22 protein-coding genes are annotated in these 22,388 nt (G+C 67.1%); 19 read left to right on the top strand and 3 right to left on the bottom strand.

Going from position 1 to position 22,388, the window contains the following annotated elements; all coding sequences use genetic code 11:
• Positions 1–3: 3 nt before the first annotated feature.
• On the bottom strand, positions 4–843 hold the full coding sequence (locus ACKY0W_RS17950; RefSeq protein ID WP_409435173.1) for an enoyl-CoA hydratase/isomerase family protein: 840 nt from the start codon (positions 841–843) through the stop codon (positions 4–6).
• Between the two features lie 68 nt (positions 844–911).
• Here ACKY0W_RS17950 and ACKY0W_RS17945 point away from each other — a divergent pair, with 68 nt between their 5' ends.
• The 3 genes from ACKY0W_RS17945 (at position 912) to ACKY0W_RS17935 (ending at position 3,737) form a co-directional block, all read left to right on the top strand.
• Positions 912–1,604 (top strand): hypothetical protein, encoded by a 693-nt coding sequence (locus tag ACKY0W_RS17945; RefSeq protein WP_409435172.1) that lies wholly within the window; start codon positions 912–914, stop codon positions 1,602–1,604.
• Positions 1,601–2,488, top strand: coding sequence for an enoyl-CoA hydratase/isomerase family protein (locus tag ACKY0W_RS17940; RefSeq protein ID WP_409435171.1), 888 nt, complete (start codon positions 1,601–1,603; stop codon positions 2,486–2,488). The genes ACKY0W_RS17945 and ACKY0W_RS17940 overlap by 4 nt, the downstream gene beginning before the upstream one ends.
• 73 nt (positions 2,489–2,561) lie before the next feature.
• Positions 2,562–3,737: a thiolase family protein gene (locus ACKY0W_RS17935; RefSeq protein ID WP_409435170.1), complete on the top strand. Its 1,176-nt coding sequence runs from the start codon at positions 2,562–2,564 to the stop codon at positions 3,735–3,737.
• Positions 3,738–3,742: 5 nt separating this feature from the next.
• Here ACKY0W_RS17935 and ACKY0W_RS17930 read toward each other — a convergent pair whose 3' ends face one another.
• Positions 3,743–4,492 carry a TetR/AcrR family transcriptional regulator gene (locus ACKY0W_RS17930; RefSeq protein WP_409435169.1) on the bottom strand — a complete coding sequence of 250 codons (750 nt, stop codon included), beginning with the start codon at positions 4,490–4,492 and terminating at the stop codon, positions 3,743–3,745.
• Positions 4,493–4,659: 167 nt separating this feature from the next.
• Between ACKY0W_RS17930 and ACKY0W_RS17925 the strand changes: the two genes are divergently transcribed.
• The 8 genes from ACKY0W_RS17925 (at position 4,660) to ACKY0W_RS17890 (ending at position 13,248) form a co-directional block, all read left to right on the top strand.
• A complete protein-coding gene (locus tag ACKY0W_RS17925) occupies positions 4,660–5,421 on the top strand; it encodes a crotonase/enoyl-CoA hydratase family protein (protein WP_409435168.1) in 762 nt (253 codons plus the stop codon).
• A gap of 16 nt (positions 5,422–5,437) precedes the next feature.
• Positions 5,438–6,235, top strand: coding sequence for an SDR family NAD(P)-dependent oxidoreductase (locus tag ACKY0W_RS17920; RefSeq protein ID WP_409435167.1), 798 nt, complete (start codon positions 5,438–5,440; stop codon positions 6,233–6,235).
• Positions 6,236–6,394: 159 nt separating this feature from the next.
• Positions 6,395–7,225, top strand: a complete 831-nt coding sequence (locus tag ACKY0W_RS17915; RefSeq protein ID WP_409435166.1) for an enoyl-CoA hydratase — start codon at positions 6,395–6,397, stop codon at positions 7,223–7,225.
• Positions 7,226–7,239: 14 nt separating this feature from the next.
• Complete coding sequence (locus ACKY0W_RS17910) at positions 7,240–8,490, top strand: amidohydrolase family protein (protein ID WP_409435165.1); 1,251 nt, start codon at positions 7,240–7,242, stop codon at positions 8,488–8,490.
• A 2-nt stretch (positions 8,491–8,492) separates the two neighbouring features.
• Positions 8,493–10,109, top strand: a complete 1,617-nt coding sequence (locus tag ACKY0W_RS17905) for an acyl-CoA synthetase (RefSeq protein WP_409435164.1) — start codon at positions 8,493–8,495, stop codon at positions 10,107–10,109.
• Positions 10,106–10,969 carry an amidohydrolase family protein gene (locus ACKY0W_RS17900; protein WP_409435163.1) on the top strand — a complete coding sequence of 288 codons (864 nt, stop codon included), beginning with the start codon at positions 10,106–10,108 and terminating at the stop codon, positions 10,967–10,969. The genes ACKY0W_RS17905 and ACKY0W_RS17900 overlap by 4 nt, the downstream gene beginning before the upstream one ends.
• A gap of 1 nt (position 10,970) precedes the next feature.
• Entirely contained in the window at positions 10,971–12,056 is a 1,086-nt protein-coding gene (locus ACKY0W_RS17895) for an acyl-CoA dehydrogenase family protein (RefSeq protein WP_409435162.1), read from the top strand.
• 13 nt (positions 12,057–12,069) lie between these two features.
• Entirely contained in the window at positions 12,070–13,248 is a 1,179-nt protein-coding gene (locus tag ACKY0W_RS17890) for an acyl-CoA dehydrogenase family protein (protein ID WP_409435161.1), read from the top strand.
• On the opposite strand, the gene ACKY0W_RS17885 is transcribed toward ACKY0W_RS17890, so the two are convergent.
• Positions 13,235–14,062, bottom strand: a complete 828-nt coding sequence (locus ACKY0W_RS17885) for an AraC family transcriptional regulator (RefSeq protein ID WP_409435160.1) — start codon at positions 14,060–14,062, stop codon at positions 13,235–13,237. The genes ACKY0W_RS17890 and ACKY0W_RS17885 overlap by 14 nt on opposite strands.
• A gap of 25 nt (positions 14,063–14,087) precedes the next feature.
• Here ACKY0W_RS17885 and ACKY0W_RS17880 point away from each other — a divergent pair, with 25 nt between their 5' ends.
• The 8 genes from ACKY0W_RS17880 to ACKY0W_RS17845 all read left to right on the top strand — a co-directional run bounded on the left by ACKY0W_RS17880 (position 14,088) and on the right by ACKY0W_RS17845 (position 22,385).
• The gene (locus ACKY0W_RS17880) at positions 14,088–15,350 is read left to right on the top strand and encodes an amidohydrolase family protein (RefSeq protein ID WP_409435159.1); all 1,263 of its coding nucleotides are present in this window, start codon (positions 14,088–14,090) and stop codon (positions 15,348–15,350) included.
• Between the two features lie 4 nt (positions 15,351–15,354).
• Complete coding sequence (locus tag ACKY0W_RS17875) at positions 15,355–16,179, top strand: SDR family oxidoreductase (RefSeq protein ID WP_409435158.1); 825 nt, start codon at positions 15,355–15,357, stop codon at positions 16,177–16,179.
• A 50-nt stretch (positions 16,180–16,229) separates the two neighbouring features.
• Positions 16,230–17,144, top strand: a complete 915-nt coding sequence (locus tag ACKY0W_RS17870) for an IclR family transcriptional regulator (protein WP_409435157.1) — start codon at positions 16,230–16,232, stop codon at positions 17,142–17,144.
• Complete coding sequence (locus ACKY0W_RS17865) at positions 17,141–19,360, top strand: acyl-CoA dehydrogenase (RefSeq protein ID WP_409435156.1); 2,220 nt, start codon at positions 17,141–17,143, stop codon at positions 19,358–19,360. The genes ACKY0W_RS17870 and ACKY0W_RS17865 overlap by 4 nt, the downstream gene beginning before the upstream one ends.
• A gap of 16 nt (positions 19,361–19,376) precedes the next feature.
• Entirely contained in the window at positions 19,377–20,585 is a 1,209-nt protein-coding gene (locus ACKY0W_RS17860) for a thiolase family protein (RefSeq protein ID WP_409435155.1), read from the top strand.
• A 7-nt stretch (positions 20,586–20,592) separates the two neighbouring features.
• Positions 20,593–21,015: a Zn-ribbon domain-containing OB-fold protein gene (locus ACKY0W_RS17855; protein ID WP_409435154.1), complete on the top strand. Its 423-nt coding sequence runs from the start codon at positions 20,593–20,595 to the stop codon at positions 21,013–21,015.
• Complete coding sequence (locus ACKY0W_RS17850) at positions 20,972–21,496, top strand: nuclear transport factor 2 family protein (protein WP_409435153.1); 525 nt, start codon at positions 20,972–20,974, stop codon at positions 21,494–21,496. Before ACKY0W_RS17855 ends, ACKY0W_RS17850 begins: the two co-directional genes overlap by 44 nt.
• Before the next feature lie 130 nt (positions 21,497–21,626).
• Complete coding sequence (locus ACKY0W_RS17845; RefSeq protein WP_409435152.1) at positions 21,627–22,385, top strand: SDR family NAD(P)-dependent oxidoreductase; 759 nt, start codon at positions 21,627–21,629, stop codon at positions 22,383–22,385.
• Positions 22,386–22,388 lie beyond the last annotated feature (3 nt).

Genomic DNA, 22,388 nt, shown 5'->3' with positions numbered 1-22,388 from the left:
TTCTCAGCGGCCCGTGAAGCCGGGCGGTCGCCGCTGCGCAAACGCGGCTAGGCCCTCTTTGAAATCGCCCGTACGGCAGCTGAGCTCAAGGTTGAACAGCTCCTGGGTCAGGGCTTGCGGCAGCGTTGCCTGCTGTGCGTAGTGCAGCGCCTGCTTGGTCAGACCGATCGCGACCGTGGGCCCCTGTGTCAAGGCGGCCAGCAGTTCTTCGGCGGCGGAGTCCACGTCTGCCGGTGCCACCGCCCGGTGGATCAATCCCCAGTCCTGCGCGGATGCGCCACTGACCTGCTCGCCGAGCAGCAACATGCGCCGGGCCCGGGCCAGTCCCACCAGGCGGGGCAGCAGCCACGTCGAACCCGAGTCGGGGCTGAAGCCGCGCGCCACGAACGGTTCCCAGAACACCGCGTCGGTGGCGGCCACGGTGAAGTCGGCGGCCAGCGCCAGATTGCAGCCCAGGCCCACCGCCCAGCCTCGGACGCTGCATACGACCGGCAACGCGATGGTCTGCAGCAGTTCGATCACCCGGTGCGCGCCGTGGGGGACGCGGCGCAGCAGATCGCCGGTGCGGGGTCGCTGGTCGCCGGCGTTGGTCGCGACCCAGTCGGCGCCCGCGCAGAAGTCATCGCCGGCGCCCCGGATATGGATGGCGCGCAACGTGTCGTCGCTTGCCGCCTCGGTCAGGGCTTTGACCAGGGCATCGGTCATCGACGCGCTCAGGCAGTTCCGGCGGTCCGGGCGCGCCAGGGTCAGCCGGAGCAGCGCGCCGTCACGCAGCGCTGTCACCGCGCCATCGGGGGCGGAGCCGGACCCGGAATCGGGGGAGTCGGCCACGGTGGTGTCCACCTTTCAACGCTATATCGTGATAGCTACAGTAGGCTATACGATTGACGCGATTCGGCGGAGAAAGGCCTATGGCGGACGGTTCGGGGAGCTCAGTGGTTTCGGCCGGCGACGCCGCCCGTTTCGGTGAGCGCCCGCTGCCGCAGACCGTCGCGGTGGCCGGCGCCATGCGGCGCCTGACCGGGCTGCTGCTGGCGTTGGAGCACTCGCATCCGGCGGTGGACGACATGCTGACGCAGTTCGCCGACTGGGAACGGCAACTGGCTGCGGTCGCGGCGGTAGAGGCGATGCCCCGCTTGGAAGACGCTGACGGCCCGGCGGGCCGGGTCTACCTGGGGCACGCTTTCGACGTCGGGTCGTTCAACCCCTGCTTCCCGGAGTATCGATTCGACCACCTCGATGGCGAGACAGCCTCGGGGACAGTCACGTTCCCGCTGCCCTACGAAGGGCCTCCGGGGCTGGTGCACGGCGGCTTTCTCGGAGTGTTCTTCGACTGCGTGACCCAGCATCAGAGCTGCGCGGCCGGCTCGGCCGGGCGTACCCGCTCACTGCTGGTCACCTACCGGCGCCCGACGCCCATTCTCAGCGAGCTGGACTTCGACATCGTGCGAACTGAGGTGGAGCGGGGTATCGCCTCGACAGCACGACTTCTTCATCGCGGCGAGGTGCTGTGCACCGGCGAAGTCACCACGGCGGCGGCGCCGCCGAACAAATTGAGTGCCATTCGATTCGGCCGCAGACAGGATGAGGAGTCCCACCGATGAGCGCTGCCGAGACCACCGACGACCGCGTGCTGTTCGATGTCGACCCCGACGGGCGCATCGCCACCATCACGCTGAACAATCCCGGCCGGCGCAATTCCTACGATGCCGCGATGCGCGACGCGGTCGCCCGCTGCCTGGACCGGGTCGCCGAGGACGACGATCTGGTCGTAGTGCTGCTGCGCGGCACTGAAGGAGTGTTCAGCACCGGAGCCGACATGAACCACGCCTACGGCTGGTATGGCGAGCGCGGGGAGACCGCGCAGCCGGCGGCCAAGGGCCGGCCGAGCCAGCGCCGCCGGCTTACGGTGGACCGCAAATCGTTTGGCTTCTACCACAACCTGATGGGCTTTCCGAAGGTCACGGTGGGTGAGATCAGCGGGTATGCGCTCGGCGGCGGTTTCGAGATGGCGCTGATGACCGACATCTCGGTGATCGCGCGCGACACCAAGATCGGTATGCCGGCGACGCGGTTTCTGGGCCCGGCGCTGGGCAGCCTGCACATGTTCTTTCATCGCCTCGGCCCCGTGCTGGCCCGGCGCCTGTTGTTGACCGGGGACATCGTCGAGGCCGCCGCGGTCGAACATCTGGGTGTGTTCACCGAGACCTGCGATCCGGCGGCGGTGACCGCGCGGGCTCGCTACTGGGCATGCAAGGCCGCCAAGATGCCCGCCGACGGCGTCGTCATCGCCAAGGAGGCGTTTCGGCTCGTCGAGCAGAGTCAGGCGTATCAAGGCGAAGAGGTTGCCAGCTACCTGTTTCACGCCTACGGCACCAACCTGCAGTTCGCGCCGGGGGAGTTCAACTTCGTCAAGACCCGGGCGCAGCACGGAACCAAGGAGGCGTTCCGGCTGCGTGACGAGCACTTTCACGTGCCGGAGCCGTGACCCTGGTCCGGTGCGATAGGCCAGGCTCGATCGATTGCTTTACAAAAATAGCGAATAATGTAAGGTCGGAAAAATGCCTACACCTGTCATCGTCGGCGCCGTTCGCACGGCCATCGGACGTTCGTTCAAGGGAACATTGGTCAACACGCCCCCGGAGACGCTGATCACCACGGTGCTGCCCGAGGTGGTGCGCCGGGCCGGCATCGAGCCGGCGGAGATCGACGACATCATCTTCGCCGAATCGCACTACGGTGGCGGCGATCTCGCTCGCTACGCGGCTGCTGCGTGTGGCATGGAGTCGGTGCCCGGCCAGTCGGTCAACCGGCATTGCGCCGGCAGCCTGACCGCGATCGGCAACGCCTCGGCGCAGATCGGTTCCGGGATGGAGCGGGTGCTGATCGCCGGCGGCGTGCAGTCGCTGTCGATGACGCCGCTGACGAACTGGCGCATCCCTGGCCCCGAGCTGAAGTTCGAGGAGCGCTGGATGCCCCCGACGCACCCCGAGACCCCGGATGCGCCCACCCGCGACATGTCGATCACGGTGGGGTGGAACACCGCGCAGGCGGCGGGCATCACTCGCGAGGAGATGGACGCGTGGGCCGCGCGCTCGCATCAGCGGGCGATCGCTGCGATCGATGCCGGCAAGTTCGTCGACGAGATCATCCCGCTGAAGGTCGAACTGCCCGACGGCTCGGTGACCGAGTTCAAGGTCGACGAGTTCCCCCGCCGCGAAACCACCGTGGAGAAGCTGGCGGGCCTGAAGGTGCTGCACCCCGAGATCGACGGATTCTCGATCACCGCCGGCAACAGCAGCGGCACCAACGACGCCGCGGCGGCGGTTGCGGTCGTCGAGTCCGACTACGCCCGCGACAACGGCCTGACCGTGATGGGCACCGTCAAGGCCTGGGGCTCGGTCGGTGTCGCTCCCCGCGACACCGGGCTCGGCGGCGTCCAGGTCATCGGCAAGGTGCTCCAACGGGCCGGGCTGTCCGTCGGCGACGTCGCGCTGTGGGAGATCAACGAGGCTTTCGCCTCGGTGCCGATCGCGGCGTGCAAGGAATACGGCATCGACGAAGAGCTGGTGAACTTCTCCGGCAGCGGCTGCAGCCTCGGGCACCCCATCGCCGCATCCGGTGCCCGGATGGTGACCACGCTGCTCTACGAACTGAAGCGACGTGGCGGGGGCATCGGTGTGGCCGCCATGTGCGCCGGTGGCGGCCAGGGTGGCGCGGTGGTGATCGAGGTCTAGGTGATCTAGCGCTTGGCCGACGACGGCGTGGTACGACGCCGCGCCGGCTTGGCGTTCTGTTCGATCAGCCGCTCGGCGTGATCGAGGATGCAGTTGAGGCCGTAGTCGAAGTTGGCATCGTCGGCCGCACCGATCCGATGGCCCTGCCGGGTGGTCTCTGCCAGCAGCGGGGTCACCGCCGGGTCGATGACCAGGGCCTCCTCGAAATCGGACGGCCCCTCGGCGTCCGACGCCCGGTTCTTCTCGTAGAGGCGCTGCAGCACCACGGACCCGCGGATGTGCACCGAGACCGTCGAATAGGTGTCGAAGGCGTCCTGCGGCGACAGGCCGGCCTCCACCAGACTGGCGATCGCCCGCTCCACTTCCTGGACGCCGAGCTGTGCGGCCCGCGGACTCAGTGCGGCCCGAATCAGGATGAGATCGCACAAGATCGGGTTGCCCAGAAACGTCGACCGCATGCTGTGCGCGTGATTGCTCAACGTCTGACGCCAGTCCTTGGCCTCCACGTACGGGGTGGCGAAGGTGTACTGGCGCAGGGCCCGGGTGGTCATCGCATTGAGGAGGTCATCCTTCTTGCGGAAGTACCAGTAGATGCTCGTCACGCCGACGCCGAGATGCTTACCGAGCAACGGCATGCTCAGGTTGTCGACCCCGATTTGTTCGGCGAGCTCGAAGGCGCCGTCGATGATGTCATCGGGGTTGATCGATCCGCGTTCGCGCCGTTGCCGTTTCTCGGCGACTGGCTGCTTTGCCACTGCGGGTACCTCCAGTTCTGGTCGAACACGGACGGATTCTTCGCTGTTTAACCTAGCCGTCAAACCTACCTGTACCGCTCGCCTGCGCGGGGTAATGAGCTTCTCTTACCGTAAAGCCTATGGTAAGCATTTTGATATAACTTGTCACAACGCCTGAAGGGTGAGCCGTGTCAGAAGCGGTACTGCGCGAGCGTCGCGGACGGATTCTCGTCATCACGATCAACCGGCCGGAAGCGCGCAACGCGGCCAACAAGGCGGTCGCCGAGGGGTTGGCCGCGGCGTGCGACGAACTGGACGACACTCCCGAACTGTCGGTCGGGGTGCTGACCGGAGCCGGCGGCAATTTCTGTGCGGGAATGGATCTCAAGGCGTTCGCGGCCGGGGAGCTGGCGTATGTCCCGGGACGTGGGCTCGGCTTCACCGAGCGCCCGCCGCGCAAGCCGCTCATCTCCGCGGTCGAAGGGCACGCGGTGGCCGGCGGCACCGAGCTGGTGCTGGCCACCGACCTGGTGGTGGCCGCCAAGGACGCGAAATTCGGTATCCCGGAGGTCAAGCGGGGGCTGGTGGCCGCCGGCGGTGGCCTGTTGCGATTGCCGCACCGTATTCCGTATCAGAAGGCGCTCGAATTGGCTTTGACCGGTGAGAGTTTCACCGCGGAACAGGGCGACCAGTGGGGCTTCGTCAACGTGCTGACCGAGCCGGGCGGAGCGCTGGACGGGGCCATCGCCCTGGCCGAGCGGATCACCGCCAATGGCCCGCTGGCCGTCGCGGTGACCAAGGAGATCATGGTGAAGTCGGCCGGCTGGAGTCAGGATGAGATCTGGCGCAAGCAGGGCGAACTGATCGCGCCGGTGTTCACCTCCCATGACGCCAAGGAGGGTGCCATCGCGTTCGCCGAGAAGCGCGCTCCGAACTGGACCGGCTCCTGAACACTGGTCTGCGGCCGTGGATCTGGGTTTGCACAACGCGCGGGCCGTCGTCGTCGGTGGTGGCCGGGGGATGGGACTGGCCACCGCTCGTTGTCTGGCCGACGACGGCGCTCGGATTGCGGTCATGGCACGCTCGGCTGCTGATCTGGACCGCGCGTGTGACGACCTGAGGGGGCGCGGTAGCCCGGAGGCGATCGGCATAGTCGCCGATGCCTGTGACGAGGAGCGGGTGCGGGAGGTCTTCGACGAACTCGGGCGGCGCTGGGGCGGCGAACTCAACATCCTGATCAACGCGGCCGGCCCCGACGTGCAGGGCACGTTCGAGGATCTCACCGATGAGCAGTGGCGCCGGGCGATCGACCACGGCGCGATGGGGATGGTGCACACCGTTCGGGCGGCGTTGCCGTTGCTGCGCAAGGCGCAGTGGGCGCGAATCGTCAACTTCTCGGCGCAGTCGACGCAGCGCCAAAGCACGGTCCTGATCGCGTACACCGCGGCGAAGGCGATGGTGAACAGCATCTCGAAGAACCTGGCCCTGCTGCTGGCGCCCGACGAGATTCTGGTCAACGTGGTCTCGCCCGGAAGTGTCGCCTCCGAGGCGCTGGTCGGCTGGGCTCGCTCGGTCGGTGTGGACGGAGACGACCCGTACCGGCTGATGGAGGCCATCGCCGAGCATTTCGGCCACCCGGCGCAGTTGCCACGGGCCGGCCTGCCGGACGAAGTGGGCGCCGTCGCAGCCTTTCTGGCCTCGCGTCGCAACGCCTACATGACCGGCGCCAACGTCAACGTCGACGGCGGCTCGGATTTCACCTGATCGGCCGACCTGGAATCGGCCCTGAACTGCTCTTATAGTCGTTTTCGGCCGGATTGGCGCGGGTTGCGGAATGCGCTACCGAAAGGTATACAGTAAGAACTATTCCAGTCGGATTCCTGCGGGCGGCCGCGACGGTCGAGGCGAGGAGGTGCGGAGTCGATGACCGCTGCCGACGACGGCACGCTGGTGGCGACGGGCACTGCTGTGCTCTACGACGTACGCGACGGTGTCGGGGTGATCACCTTCAACCGGCCGCAGCGGCTCAACGCCTGGGGACCCGACATCGCGGCCGGCTTCTACGCCTCGATCGATCACGCCGAGGCGGATCCTGCGGTCCGCGCGATCGTGGTGACCGGCAGCGGCCGGGGGTTTTGCGCCGGCGCCGACCTGGGTCCCGCCACCAGCCTTGAGAATGCCGATGCCGACACCTCCGAGACCGACGTGGCCCAGTTGGTCGGGGACCGCCCCCCGCATTTTCTGAACGAACTGCGCAAACCCGTGATCGCCGCGGTCAACGGATCCTGCGTCGGGATCGGCCTCACCCACGCACTGATGTGCGACGTCCGATTCGCTGCCGCCGGAGCCAAATTCGCCACCGCGTTCACCCGGCGCGGGCTCATTGCCGAACACGGGATCACGTGGATTCTCCCGCGACTGGCCGGCTGGGGTGCGGCGATGGACCTGCTGCTGTCCGGGCGCACCTTCCTGGCCGAGGAAGCCCGCGAGCTCGGTCTGGTCAACCACGTCGTGGCACCCGAACTGCTGCTGGAACGTGCCATGGACTACGCGCGGGACATCGCCGCCAACTGCTCACCGGCATCGCTGGCGGTGATCAAAGGCCAGGTCTATCGCGATGCGCTCGACGACGTCGCCGCGGTGAGCGCGCGCGCCGAATCCCTGATGTACGAATCGCTGGCGCGGCCCGACCTGATCGAAGGTATCACCAGCTTCTTCGAGAAACGCCCACCGAACTTCCCGCCCCTGTCTTAAGAAAGGTTGAGCGCATGACTGCCGCACCTGAACGGCTCCCGTACTTGGCCGTCGACGTCGACAACCACTACTACGAGCCGCTGGACGCCTTCACTCGACACCTGCCCAAGGAATTCCGCAGCCGCGGTGTCCAGATGGTGCGGGATGGGAACCGCACCCTGGCGGTGTTCGGCGGGGTCGTCAACCACTTCATCCCGAACCCGAACTTCGATCCGATCATCGAACCCGGCTGCCTGGATCTGCTGTTCCGCGGCGAGATCCCCGAAGGTGTGGAGCCGGCCTTGTTGATGAAGCTCGACCGGCTCTCCGAGCATCCCGAATATCAGAACCGCGACGCCCGCGTGCAGGTGCTCGACCGGCAGCGGCTGGAGACGGTGTTCATGCTGCCGACCTTCGCCTGTGGTGTGGAGGAGGGACTCAAGCACGACATCCCCGCCACCGTTGCGTCGGTGCACGCGTTCAACCTGTGGCTCGACGAGGACTGGGGCTTCGACCGTCCCGACGGCCGCGTGATATCCGCACCGATCATCTCGCTGGCCGACCCCGAAAAGGCTGTCGAGGAAGTCGAATTCGTGATCAGTCGCGGCGCCAAGCTGGTGTGTGTGCGCCCTGCGCCCGTGCCTGGCGAGGTTCGGGCCCGGTCCCTCGGCGACCCCGTGCACGACCCGGTGTGGGCGCGCCTTGCCGAGGCGGGCGTCGCTGTCGTCTTCCACCTGTCTGACTCCGGTTACATGGCGATCCCGGCGTTGTGGGGCGGTAGCGGTGTGTTCAAGGGATTCGGTAAGCGCGACCCGCTGGACATGGTGATCATGGACGATCGCGCGATCCACGACACCATCGCCTCGATGATCGTGCACCAGGTGTTCACCCGTCACCCCAACCTCAAGGTGGTCAGCATCGAGAACGGCTCGTACTTCGTCTACCGGCTGATCAAGCGGTTGAAGAAGTCGGCCAACAATGCGCCCTACCACTACAAGGAAGATCCGATCGAGCAGCTGCGCAACAACGTCTGGATTGCCCCCTACTACGAGGACGACGTGAAGCTGCTGGCCGACACCATCGGCGTCGACAAGATCCTGTTCGGTTCGGACTGGCCGCACGGCGAGGGCCTGGCCGACCCGACCACCTTCACCGCCGACATACCGCAGTTCCCCGAGTTCAGCGCGGAAGATACCCGAATGGTGATGAGGGACAACGCATTGACCCTGCTGGGTGATCCGAACCGTACTGCACCGGGCGTCGCCCACCTGGCAGCTTCGGCCTGACGGTGGGCGAATGGACCCTCGGCGCGGTCCTCGACGCGATCGCCGAGGCCGTACCCGACCGGGCGATGACGATCTGCGGAAAGCGACGCAGCACGTTCGCGCAATCCGCGCAGCGCACCCGCAGGCTGGCCAACTATCTGGCCGGCCGCGGACTCGGTGCCCGGCGTGAGCGCGCGGAGCTGCGCAACTGGGAGTGCGGCCAGGACCGGGTCGCGCTGCTCATGCACAACGACCTGTACCCCGACATGGTGATCGGCTGTCTCAAGGCCCGCACGGTCCCGGTCAACGTCAACCACTACTACACCCCGGCTGAGGCCGACGAGCTCCTGGAGTATCTGCGGCCCCGCGCGGTCATCTACCACGCCTCGCTCGAGGCGAAATTCGCCGACTCCCTCCGCGAATCCGGCGCCGAGCTGCTGATCCGGATCGACGATGGGGCCGTCGAAGCCCTTTCGCTTGATGCGATATCGCTCGATGACGCACTGGCGCAGGGCGATACCGATCAGCAGGTGGCGCCGTCGCCGGACGATCTGCTGATAATTTGCACCGGGGGAACCACCGGGCGTCCGAAGGGCGTGCTGTGGCGACAAAGTGACATCTACGTGTCGTCGATGGTCGGTGACGATCACGCCTGCGTGGCGGAGATTCACCAGAAGGTGCAGCATGCCGGTCCGCCCTGGTTCGCGCTGTCGCCGCTGATGCACGCCGCCGGGCTGTGGACCGCGTTCTCGGCGATCCTGTCCGGCCAGACCGTGATCCTCAATGACAGCCGCACCAGGTTCGACCCCCGTACGGTGCTGGAGACCGCCGCGCGCGAAAAGGTGGGGCTCATGACCATGGTGGGCGACGCCTACGCCGCGCCCCTGGTCGCCGAACTGCGCAACGCGACCTATGACCTGACATCCCTGCACTCGATCGCAACCGGCGGTGCCGCAACCAATCCGAAGTATCAGGCCGCGTTGCTGGAACTGCTTCCGCAGATCACCCTGATCAACGGATACGGCTCCTCGGAGACCGGGAATCTGGGCTTCGGGCGCAGCCAGCGCGACGCGCGGCGTGACACGTTCGATCTACGGACCGGGGGATCGGTGGTGTCGCAGGACCGCACCCGGTTCCTGGAACCCGGTGAAGCGGAAGTGGGTTGGGTGGTGCGGACCGGCCGGATCCCGCTCGGATACTTCGACGACGCGGACGCGACGCAGCGCACCTTCGGCGAGATCGACGGTCAACGGATGGTGATCTCCGGCGACCGCGCCGGCATCGAGAAGGACGGCACGCTGCGGTTGTTCGGGCGCGACGCTCTGGTGGTCAACACCGGCGGGGAGAAGGTGTTCGTCGAAGAGGTCGAGGGCGTGCTGCGTGCTCACCCGGCGGTGGCCGACGCGCTGGTGGTGGGCCGCCCGAGCGAGCGCTGGGGTGAAGAACTGGTGGCGCTGGTTGTTCCGCAACCGGATTCGGGTGTTATCGACGAGCAGTTGGACGCACACTGTCGATCGGTGCTGGCGGGCTTCAAGGTGCCCAAGGCGTTCGTCATGGTGACGCAGGTGCGCCGACTGGGCAATGGCAAGGCCGACTATCGCTGGGCCAAACGACAGGTGAGTGAGGTGACTACGGCATGAGTGGCACAGGCGAACGGTCACGAGCCATCGATTGTCTGGTGAACGTGCACTTCGGCGAGAATGAGCAGCCGTCCTGGATGGTCAGAACGCGCGATGACTACTTCAAGGGACCCGAGTCGATGTTCGCACCGGTCGACATGTCGGCGCTGCTCGACGAGATGGACGCCCACGGCGTGGCCAAGGCCGTCTTGATGGACAACCTGGTCAAACCCTCGGTGACCGCCCGAAAGTTCGTCGAAGCCCGGCCGGACCGTTTCGTGCTGGCGATGGGCGGAATGAACCTGCTGCGTCCGGTGCCCGCGCTGCGGGAGCTGAGCGCTGTCGTCAATGAACTCCCGGTGGTCTACGCCGTTGTGGGACCGAGCTTCTGGGGCGATGGCCAGTATCCGCCCAGTGACGCCGTTTACTACCCGCTCTACGCCAAGTGCGCCGAGCTGGATCTGCCGCTGTGCGTCAACACCGGCATTCCAGGGCCGCCGATCCCGGGCGAGGTACAGCACCCGATCCACCTGGACCGGGTCTGCGTGCGATTTCCCGAACTGCGGCTGTGCATGATCCACGGCGCCGACCCATGGTGGGACGTCGCGATCCGCATGCTGATCAAGTACCGCAACCTGCGGTTGATGACCTCGGCCTGGTCGCCGAAACGTCTGCCGGAAGCCCTGCTGCACTTCATGCGCACCCGGGGTGCCGGCAAGGTCATCTTCGCCTCGGACTGGCCGGTGCTGCGGATGGACCGGGTGGTGCCCGAGGCGCGCGCTCTGGACCTGCCTGCCGACGTGCTCGACAACTACCTCTACCGCAATGCCGCCGACTTCTTCTTTGCCGAACGCGGCACCGTACCCGAACAGGAGAGCTGAGATGGATCGCTTCGAACTGCGCAGGCTGGACTACAGCCTGACCGAGGACCACGTCGCGTTGCAGGCTGCCTACAAGCAGTTCTTCACCACGCACTGTCCGATCGAAACGGTGCGCACCGCAGAGGAGTCCGGCTTCGACAAGAACCTGTGGGAGCGCCTCTGCGCGATGGGTGCCACGACCATGGCATTGCCGGAATCGGTCGGCGGCGACGGCGCCACCCTGGTCGACCTTGCGCTGGTCGCCGAGGAGATCGGTCGATCGCTGGCGCCGGTTCCCTGGATCGACCAGGTCTGTGCGGCACGGCTACTGCAACGGCTTGGAGGCTTGCCGCCGGAGGCGGACGACTCCGCCGACATCGTGAGCGGGACTCGTCTGATTGCGTTCGACCCCCACCAGGAGGCCACCACCGGACGCCGACTGCTGCCGACCGGATCGATCGCCGACACGATCATCGTCCGTGACGGTGATGCGGTGGTGCGACTTTCCTTCGGTACCCGGCCGGTTCGGGTCGACAACATCGGTCGGTTGCCGATGGCCTGGGTCGACCCGGCCGACGCCGACGCGGCGACCGTGCTGGCCAGTGGACCGGAGGCGCTGGCGGAATATCAGCAGGCACTGGATGAATGGCGACTGCTGACCGCCTCCGCGTTGGTCGGGATGGTGGAGCAGACCATGACCATCGCCGCGGAGTTCGCCAAGACCCGCTACACCCTCGGGGTGCCGATCGGCACCCTGCAGGCGATCTCGCATCCGTTGGCGAATATGGCGATCACGGTCGCCTCCGGACGCAATCTGGCCTACCGCGCCGGATGGTTCATGGACAACGAGCCCGGCGAGCGTCCGGAGCTGGCGGCCTCGGCCTTCGTCTTCATGGCAGAGGAGGCCGCCAAGGCCGCCACCATGGCGGTGCACATCCAGGGCGGTCTGGGCGTTTCCGCCGAAGCCGCGGCCACCGCCTACCTGGTCCGGGCCCGCGGCTGGCCCCTCGCCGGAGGCGACCCCGGAGCCACCGCCTGCCGCATAGGGGAGCTCGTCGCCGTTCGTGAAACAGCCGCCCGCGAAACCACTGCCCGCTCAGCCGGATAGGACATCGACCATCATGGACTTCTCACAGCCGCAACTGACCGACGACGACCTGGCCTTTCGCGACGAGGTGCGAGCATTCCTGGCCGCCCACGTCACCGAGGACGTGAAACGCCGCGACCGCGAGACCGGGGACAACTTCGACGAGGGCGTCCACCTGGCGCTGGGCGCCGCGGGTTACCTGGAATCGGAGTGGAAAACCGAGGCCGATGGCGGCTTCCCCCGCGTGCGCCGACGTATCTGGGAACTGGAGAAGCGTCGCGCCCATGTGCCCTGGGTCACCTGGGGAACCACGGCGATGGTGGCCCGCTCCGTCGCATCCTTCGGCTCGCCCGAGTTGTGCGAGGAGATTCTGCCCGGCGTCTTCAGCGGCCACATCCGGCTCTGCCTGGGCTACACCGAGCCCGAAGGCGGCTCCGACGTCGCAACCTGCAAGACCCGCGCGGTGCGCGACGGCGCCAACTGGATCATTAACGGCTCCAAGATGTTTACCACCGGCGCCCACAACTGCCAGTACGTCTTTCTGATCACCAACACCGATCCGGATGCGCGGAAACACAAGAGCCTCACCATGTTCCTGGTGCCGTTGAACACTCCGGGGATCGAGATCCAGGGCCTGCGCACCGTCGACGGTGACCGTACCAACATCGTCTACTACAGCGACGTCCGCGTCGACGACAAATACCGACTCGGTGAGGTCAACGGCGGGTGGACCGTGCTGCGCGAGCCGCTCAACGTCGAACACGGTGCGGTGGACGCCAATCCCGATGGATTGCAGGACGTCTCGATCATGATGCACCAGGCCAACTTCATGGCCGTCGCCGTCGACAAGGCGGGCGAGGTGGCCGGGCGGTCGGGGAGCATCGCGGATCGTTCGGTGGCCTACCGGCTCGGGCGCGCCGCGGCGCGGGTGGAGGCGTCGCTGTCGGCGCCGTCCATTTTCGGACGGGTGGCACTGGCGCAGGCGATGCGCGACGTCTCGCCGGACCTGATGGACCTGCTCGGAAGTGCATCGGCGCTGCCGATCGACACCGACGGTGCCATCGACGGTGGGGCGTCGGACTACGTCTTCCGGTTCGCACCGCTGGTCGGCATCTACGGCGGGACCCTGGAGGTGTTCCGCAACATGATCGCTCAATACGTGTTGGGTCTGGGCAAGCCGAATTACTCGCCGCCGGTGGTTAAGACGTCGTAGTGGTCATGATTCGGCGGTGGTAGCTCGACGGAGCCTCGCCGGCGAATCGGGTAAACGCCCGAGTGAACGCGGACAGGCTGTCGAACCCGACGGCGGTAGCGGTCTGCTGCACGCCTTGATCCGGGGCGGCCAGCAGTGCCATCGCCTGCAGCATCCGGGCGTTGAGCAGGTAGGTCCGCCACGACATGCCGATCACCGCTTCGAACTGACGGCGCAGGGTGCGCTCGGACACGGCGACGGCGTGGGCGACCTCAGCCGCGGTCACCGATGCCAGGTGGGCCTTGGTGTAGGCCATGGCCGCGCCGACGATCGGATGATCGGAGATCGGCAGGCTCAGTGGCGCCTCGTGGTCCAGGGCGTCGGAAACCAGGTGCCCCAGGGTGCGGAAGAAGTCGTCGGAGACGGTGTCCCCGTCGGCCCGCTCGATCGGCCAGCGCAGCGAGTGCAGCATCATCTCCCGGATCAGCGGCGAGACGGTCAGGATGCGGGCCCGGTCGCCGGCGAGCGGAACCAACTCGGGATCGAACATCACCGCCACGGTGCGTACTTCCGGGCGCATGGTGGCCTGATGCTCCAGGCCGGCCGGGATCCAGGCCGCCTGTTGCGGCGGCAAGAGGTAGTGCGCCGCGGCGGTCTCGACCTCGACCACGCCGCCGACGGCGTACTCGATCTGGTGCATGTCGTGGGAATGCCATCCGGTGACCAGTTGCCGTCCCTCGTAGAGGTAGCTGCCGGCCCGCGCGCGCCCGCCGCGACGCAGATCGATATTGGCCGGTTCTGCAAACTCTATGGCCGATCGCGCGGAGACGGTCACGGTTTTTCAGGGTACTAGTAAAGGCATGAACATCGACGACTTGATCCTGGTCAGCATCGACGACCACGTGGTGGAGCCGCCCGACATGTTCCTCAACCATGTCCCGGCCAAGTTCAAAGCGGAGGCTCCGATCGTCGTCACGGATGACAAGGGCGTCGACCAGTGGATGTATCAGGGCCGCCCGCAAGGCGTCAGCGGTCTCAACGCGGTGGTGTCCTGGCCGGCCGAGGAGTGGGGTCGCGACCCCGCCGGTTTCGCCGAGATGCGCCCCGGCGTCTACGACGTGCACGAGCGGGTCCGCGACATGAGCCGCAACGGCATCCTCGCCTCGATGTGCTTCCCGACCTTCACCGGATTCTCGGCACGGCACCTCAACATGACCCGCGAACATGTCACCTTGGTGATGGTGTCGGCCTACAACGACTGGCACATCGACGAGTGGGCCGGCGCCTATCCGGGCCGCTTCATTCCGATCGCGATCCTGCCGACCTGGAACCCCGAAGCGATGTGCGCCGAGATCCGCCGGGTGGCGGCCAAGGGCTGCCGCGCGGTCACCATGCCCGAGCTGCCCCATCTGGAGGGGCTGCCCAGTTACCACGATGACGAGTACTGGGGGCCGGTGTTCACCACGCTCTCCGAGTGCAACGTGGTGATGTGTCTGCACATCGGCACCGGGTTCGGGGCGATCAGCATGGCCCCCAACGCCCCGATCGACAACATGATCATCCTGGCGACCCAGGTCTCGGCGATGTGTGCCCAGGACCTGCTGTGGGGCCCGGCGATGCGCAACTACCCGGACCTGAAATTCGCGTTCTCCGAGGGCGGTATCGGCTGGATCCCGTTCTACCTGGACCGCAGCGACCGGCACTACACCAACCAGAAGTGGCTGCGCCGCGACTTCGGCGACAAGCTGCCGTCCGAGGTGTTCCGCGAGCACTCGCTGGCCTGCTACGTCACCGACAAGACGTCGCTGAAGCTGCGCCACGAGATCGGCATCGACACGATCGCCTGGGAGTGCGACTACCCGCACTCGGACTGCTTCTGGCCGGACGCTCCCGAGCAGGTGCTCGCCGAACTGGAGGCAGCCGGCGCCGACGACTCCGACATCAACAAGATCACCTGGCAGAACTCCTGCCGGTTCTTCGGCTGGGATCCGTTCGCTCACACCCCGCGCGAGCAGGGATGCGTCGGTGCGCTGCGTGCGACGGCCACCGATGTGGACACCTCGATCCGGCCGCGTGCCGAATGGGCGCAGCGGTACGCGCAGAAGCAGTTGGCGCAGGCGTAGCGCGATGGTCTCGGTGATCACCGGCGGCGCCGGCGGGATGGGGCTGGCCACCGCGAAGATCGTCGGTCGCGGGCAGCCGGTCGTGCTCTGCGATGTCCGCCAAGACCGGCTGGACGGCGCGGGGGCCGCCTTGAACGGCCTCGACATCACGACCGTCAACTGTGACGTCACCGACCGCGACGCGGTCACCGCGCTGTTCGATACCGCGGCCGGCATCGGGCCCGTCACCTCGGTGATCCACACCGCCGGAGTCAGCCCGAGCATGGGGGATGCCGACTACGTCATGCGGACCAATGCCGTGGGCACCGTCAACGTCAACGAGACCTTCTTTCGTGCGGCACCCGAGGGCGCTGCGATCGTCAACGTGGCGTCGATGGCCGCGCACCTGTTGCCCGACGAGGTGATCCCGACCGGTCAGTTTCCTTTGGCGCTGCAGGATGTCCACGGCTTCACGCAGGCCATGGCGGCGGTGTGCGAGCCGATGCCGCCGGATGTGCGTTCGGGTTTCGCCTACGCGGTGAGCAAGGCGTTCGTGCGCTGGTACTCCAGCTCGCAGGCCGAACGGTTCAACGGCCGAGGATTGCGCATCGTCTCGGTCTCTCCGGGTTCGGTGGACACCGAGATGGGCCGGTTGGAGGAGCGGGCCGGTGCGGGGGCGATGGTCGCCGACGCGGCGGTCCCGCGTTGGGGGACGCCCGAGGAGATGGCTGAACTGCTGGCGTTCTGCGTCAGCGCCAAGGCGGGTTATCTGACCGGCACCGACATCCTCAACGACGGCGGTGTGGTGGCTTCGATGCGGGAGCGAGTGCGGGTGGCGGCCGCCGGCTGAGGTCCGCCCAGATTTGCGCACGTCGACTATTCGACGTAACTTTCGAAAGTATGACGGCGACGATGGACGGGGACGGCACGGCGCGCCCGGTCTCGTCGCCGCCGACCGAGCGGGTGATGCGGATCCTGGAGCTGCTGGCCGCCGACCCGGAACGGCATTTCTCGCTCTCGGAGATCTCGCAGACTCTGGGCATCAGTCACGGCACCTGCCACGCGATTCTTGCCACCCTGGCGGGCCGGCAGTGGCTGGTGCGGGACCGCCAGTCGGCCGGGTATTCCTGGGGTCCGGCCCTGGCCGCGCTGGCCCGCCCGGTCAACCGGCAGGCGTTCCGGCCCGAGTTGCAGCGGCTTTTCGACGCGGTCGGCCGACTGGTGATCCTCGGCGTCCGCCAGGGTGCGACGGTGGTGGTGACCGATTCGGTCGGGGAGTCGATCGCCGGGCTGCAGTTGGGCGCCGGATTCCGGATGCCGCTGGTTGCCCCGTTCGGGCGCGAGTTCATTGCCGGGGTGGGCGAGAACGTCAAGAAGGAATGGCTCGGTGGGCTGGGCGCACCGTCGCCGCGGCTGCGGCGCCGGCTGGCCGCGGTGCTCGACGAGGTCGGCCGGCGCGGTTACGCGATCGACCGGATGAGCCGTGAGTACGTCCGGGTGTACTCGGCGCTGCAGGCGCTGGCGGCCGACGGCGAGCCCGACGAGATCACCGCGCGACTGGCGACGGCCTTCGCCGATCTCACCGAGGTCGACTACCTGCCCGACGAACTCGGCGGCATCGAGCGGCATCCGATCGCCAGTGTCTCGGCTCCGGTTCGCGACATCGACGGGACGGTCACGATGTCGGTGGGGGTCGCCCCGTTCGCAGCCTTGACCGCCGCGGAGGTCGCCGATCTCGGTGCGGCTGTGCGCGAGACCGCTGCGCGTATCCAATCCCAGTGGACTGCACGTGGAGAACATGAGGAGAGCTCGTGAGCGTGACGCTCAGCGCCGAACAACGCCAGCTCGGCGAGTCGCTGCGGCAGTTCGCCGCCCGGCACGCGCCGATGACCGATACCCGTAAGGCCTTCGATGCACTGGCGGACGGGGAGTTGCCACCCTGGTGGGATGACCTGGTCGCCAACGGGTTTCACGCGATCCACCTGCCCGAACAGTTCGGCGGGCAGGGCGGCGGGCTGCTCGACGTCGCCGCTGTCCTGGAGGCCGCGGGAACGGTGTCTCTGCCGGGTCCGTTGCTTCCGACGGTGACCGCGGGCGCGGTCGGGCTGCTCGCCGAGGCCACGCCGGCGCAGGAGGACTATCTGCGTGCACTTGCCGCCGGCGCGCCGGCAGCCGTCGTACTTGCCGGGCAGTCGGACTTCACCGCGCGACGAGCCGACGACGGCTGGCTGATCAGTGGTGCCTCCGAGGTGATCTCGGGGGCCCGCTCGGCCCGTCTCGCACTGGTCTGCGCCCGCGGCGAGGAGGGAACCGACCTCTGGGCCGTCGTCGACACAGCCCGGGCGGCGATCCGGCCGGTGGCCGGCACCGACCTGCTCACCGACCTGGCCACGATCACCCTGACTGATCACCGGGCGAGCGCCGACGACGTCCTGACCGGGATCGACACCCAGCGCGCGGAGTACCTCGCCGTCGGTCTCGCCGCAGCGGTGTGCGCCGGCATCGCCGGGTGGTGCGTCGAGGCGGCCACCGCGCATCTGCACACCCGGGAACAGTTCGGCGTCCGCATCGGCACATTCCAGGCATTGCAACACCAGGCGGCGATGTTGCTGGTCAACGCCGAATTGGCCTGCGCCGCTGCCTGGGACGCGCTGCGAGCCGTCGCCGACACGGTCGATCAGCAGCGCATTGCCGCTGCCACCGCGGCATTGACGGCAGTCACGCCATGCCCGGACACCGTATTCGACACCTTGACGATGTTCGGTGCCATCGGGTTCACCTGGGAGCACGACCTGCACCTGTATTGGCGCCGCGCCACCAGCATCGCGGCTTCGATCGGCGCGGCCACCGACTGGGCGCGCCGGCTCGGCGAGCTGACCGTCGCGCAGCAGCGAGACTTCACCGTGGACCTCGGCGGCGCCGAAGCCGAGTTCCGGGCGGGTGTCGCCGCGACTCTTGACGCTGCCCAAGTGCTGGACAACGATGGTCCGGGACGCCAGGGCCACTACCCGCACTTCGAGACGGGCCCGCAGCGGACGCTGATCGCCGACGCTGGGCTGATCGCCCCGCAGTGGCCCGCACCGTGGGGCCGGGATGCCTCCCCGTTGCAGCAGTTGATCATCATCGAGGAGTTCGCCAAGCGGCCCGGGCTGGTCCGGCCCTCGCTGGGCATCGCCGAATGGATCCTGCCGTCGTTGGTACGCGCCGCGCCGGATGCCCTGCAGCAGAGGCTGATTCCCCCGACTCAGCGCGGCGAGCTCGCCTGGTGCCAGCTGTTCTCCGAGCCCGGGGCCGGCTCTGACCTGGCGTCGCTCACCACCCGCGCGGTCAAGGTCGACGGCGGATGGCGCATCAACGGCCACAAGATCTGGACGTCGGCCGCACAGCGTGCCGACTACGGCGCACTGCTCGCCCGGACCGACCCCGCGGCGGCCAAACACCGCGGTATCGGCTATTTCATCGTGGACATGCGCTCCGCCGGTATCGAGATCCAGCCGATCGTGATGGCCACCGGGGCGGCCGAATTCAACGAGGTGTTCCTCGCCGACGTCTTCGTTCCCGACGAGATGCTGCTCGGGGAGCCCACCGAGGGTTGGCAGCTGGCGATCGCCACCATGGCCGAGGAGCGCACTGCCATCAGCGGCTACGTCGAGAATGACCGAGCCGCCGCGCTGCGATCCATCGCCGCGGTCCCGGGCCGATCACGCGACGACGCGCTGCGCGCACTCGGCGAACTCGACGCCTACGCCAATGCGATCAGGGCGCTCGGGGTACGCGAGACCATCAGGCTGCTCGATGGCGAGGGATTCGGGGCGTCGTCGAGCATCGCAAAAGTGGCGATGAACGTTCTGCTGCGCCGCACCTTCCACGCGACATTGGCCACCGTCGGCCGACTGGCGATGGTCGCCGATTCCGACCCGGCCGTCGTCGAGCCGTATCTGTTGTCGCCGGCCGAGCTGATCGGCGGCGGCACCAAGGAAATTCAGCTGAACATCATCGCGCAGATGATTCTCGGCCTGCCCCGCAAATGAGATGAAGGACACCCGCATGGGACTACGTGGAGACGCCGCGATCGTCGGCTATGTCGAGCTGCCGCCGGAACGGATGAACAAAGCCACCCCTGCCCCGTTCACCCTGGAGCAGTGGGCCGAGTTGAGCGCCGCGGCGCTGGCCGACTCGGGCCTTTCGGGCGAACTCGTCAACGGCATAGTCACCTCGCATCTGGGCGAATCCGAGATCTTCGTGCCCTCCACGATCGCCGAATACCTAGGGGTCCCAGCGCGATTCGCCGAGATCGTGGATCTGGGCGGGGCCAGTGCGGCGGCCATGGTCTGGCGGGCCGCGGCGGCGATCGAACTCGGCATCTGTGACGTAGTGCTGTGCGCGCTGCCGGCCCGCTACATCACCCCGATGTCGGAACGCAAACCCAAACCGCTGGTCGACGCCATGTTCTTCGGCTCATCGAGCAACCAATACGGTTCTCCGCAAGCCGAGTTCGAGATTCCCTACGGCAACCTCGGTCAGAACGGTCCCTACGGTCAGGTCGCCACCCGCTATGGCGCCGTCTACGGCTACGACGAACGGGCGATGGCCAAACTGGTCGTCGACCAGCGTGTCAATGCCAATCACACCGACGGCGCGATCTGGCGGGACACCCCGCTGAGCGTCGAGGACGTCCTGGCCAGCCCGGTGATCGCCGATCCGCTGCACATGCTCGAGATCGTGATGCCCTGCGTGGGCGGCGCCGCGGTGGTGATCGCCGGTGCCGAGTTCGCCAAGCGGGCCCGCAACCGCCCGGTGTGGATCAAGGGATTCGGCGAGCACGTGCCGTTCAAGACTCCGACGTACGCCGCAGACCTGCTGGCGACTCCGATCCGCGAGGCCGCCGACACCGCATTCGCCATGACCGATCTGACTCGCGCGGACATGGACATGGTCTCCATCTACGACTGTTACACGATCACTGTGCTGCTGTCGCTGGAGGATGCCGGGTTCTGCGAGAAGGGCAAAGGCATGCAGTTCCTCACCGATCACGACCTGACCTTCCGCGGCGACTTCCCGCTCAACACAGCGGGCGGCCAGCTTGGATTCGGGCAGGCCGGCCTGGCCGGTGGCATGCACCACGTCTGCGACGCCACCCGTCAGATCATGGGCCGGGCCGGGGCCTCGCAGGTGGCCGACTGCAACCGGGCCTTCGTCTCGGGCAACGGCGGGATCCTGTCGGAACAGACGACGCTCATCCTGGAAGGGGACTAGACCGCAGATGATCACTTTCGAACGGCCGATGCCGGTCAAGACGCCCACCACCGCTCCGTTCTGGGATGCGCTGGCGCAGCACCGCATCGTCATCCAGTACTCACCGTCGACCGAGAGCTACGTGTTCTATCCGCGAGTCCGCGCTCCGCGCACGCTGGCCGATGACCTGGAATGGCGCGAGATCTCCGGAATGGGCACGCTGTACTCCTTCACGGTGGCCCGCCGCCCGGTCGGGCCGCACTTCACGGACGCCGTCCCTCAGCTGCTGGCGATCGTCGAATGGGATGAGGGCCCGCGGTTCTCCACCGAACTGGTCAACACCGATCCCGCCGATCTGGCGGTCGGAATGCGGGTGCAGCCGGTGTTCTGTGACTACCCCGAACACGATGTCACGATGCTGCGCTACGAACCGGCGACGGATCGTGGCTGACGACGCCGCGGCGCAGATCGAGGCGATCAAACGCCTCAAGTCCCGCTACTGCCGGTATCTGGACACCAAAGACTGGGCTGCCTGGCGCGCGCTGTTCACCGATGATTTCGTCAGCGATACGTCGCGTGCGGGTGGCAAAGTCATCACTGGCGCCGACGAATTCGTGGCTTTCACCCGAAAAAGCCTGCGTGATGAGCCCACTGTCCACCAGGTCCACGCGCCCGACATCGAGCTGGACTCGCCGACCACGGCGCACGGGGTGTGGGCGCTGGAAGACGTGGTGCGCTTCGGCCCCGGCGTCAACCTGCGCGGCTACGGGCATTACACCGAGACCTACGAAAAGGTCGACGGCGGCTGGCGGATCAAGACCTCGACGCTGACCCGGTTGCGCGAGGACATCTTCAACGGGGTGTTCGCGGTCTATCTCTCGCCGCGGGTTCGCGCCGTGCTGGCCGCAGTCGCCGGCCGGTTCATCACCTGACTGCCTGCCGCGGCGGCCCAGCTCGATCGTCGTGACCCTTCTACGCCATACTGAATGCATTACGGGAATAGCTATAGTATAGGCGCCGGGGCGGATCCCGGATCGTCGTGTCCAAGCAAGGGGAGTGTTCGTGGAGATCGAGAACAAGCGCGCGATCATCGTTGGTGGCGCATCGGGGTTCGGTAAGGCGACAGCGGAGCTGTTGGCCAAACGCGGGGCCCAAGTAGCGGTCTTGGATCGGCCGCAGTCCAAAGGTAAGGAAGTGGCCGAGTCGATCGGCGGGCAGTTCTTCGAAGCTGACGTCACCGATTTCGCCGGCACCGAGCGGGTGTTGAACGAAGCGGTCGAGGCGTTGGGCGGGCTACACATTGCCGTCACCACAGCGGGTGGCGGTATCGGGCAACGAACGATCAAACGGGACGGACCGCACGACCTGGAGGCCTTTCGCAGTACCCAGGATCTCAATGTCGTCGGGACCTTCAACGTCAGCCGGCTCGCTGCCTGGCACATGAGCACCAATGAGCCCGAAGACGACGAGCGCGGCGTGATCATCAATACGTCCTCGATCGCGGCGTTCGAAGGCCAGATCGGGCAGGTGGCCTACACGGCATCCAAGGCCGCGATCGCCGGAATGTGCCTGACGATGGCCCGCGATCTGGGCAGCGTCGGCGTCCGGGTGCTGGCGATCGCTCCCAGCCTGTTCGCCACCGGCCTCACCGAGGGCATCCCCGACGAGTTCGCGGCCGTGCTGACCAAGGATGCGGCGTTCCCGAAGCGGCTGGGCCGGCCCGAGGAGTACGCCAAGCTGGCGGCCGCCATCGTCGAGAATCCGATGCTCAACGGCCAGTGCATCCGCCTGGATGCCGGCCAGCGCTTCGCACCGAAGTGACAC

The sequence above is a fragment of the Mycobacterium sp. SMC-14 genome (genome assembly GCF_046250075.1).
In the GTDB taxonomy this organism is placed as follows: domain Bacteria; phylum Actinomycetota; class Actinomycetes; order Mycobacteriales; family Mycobacteriaceae; genus Mycobacterium.
This window is presented reverse-complemented; position numbering and strand designations above follow the sequence as displayed.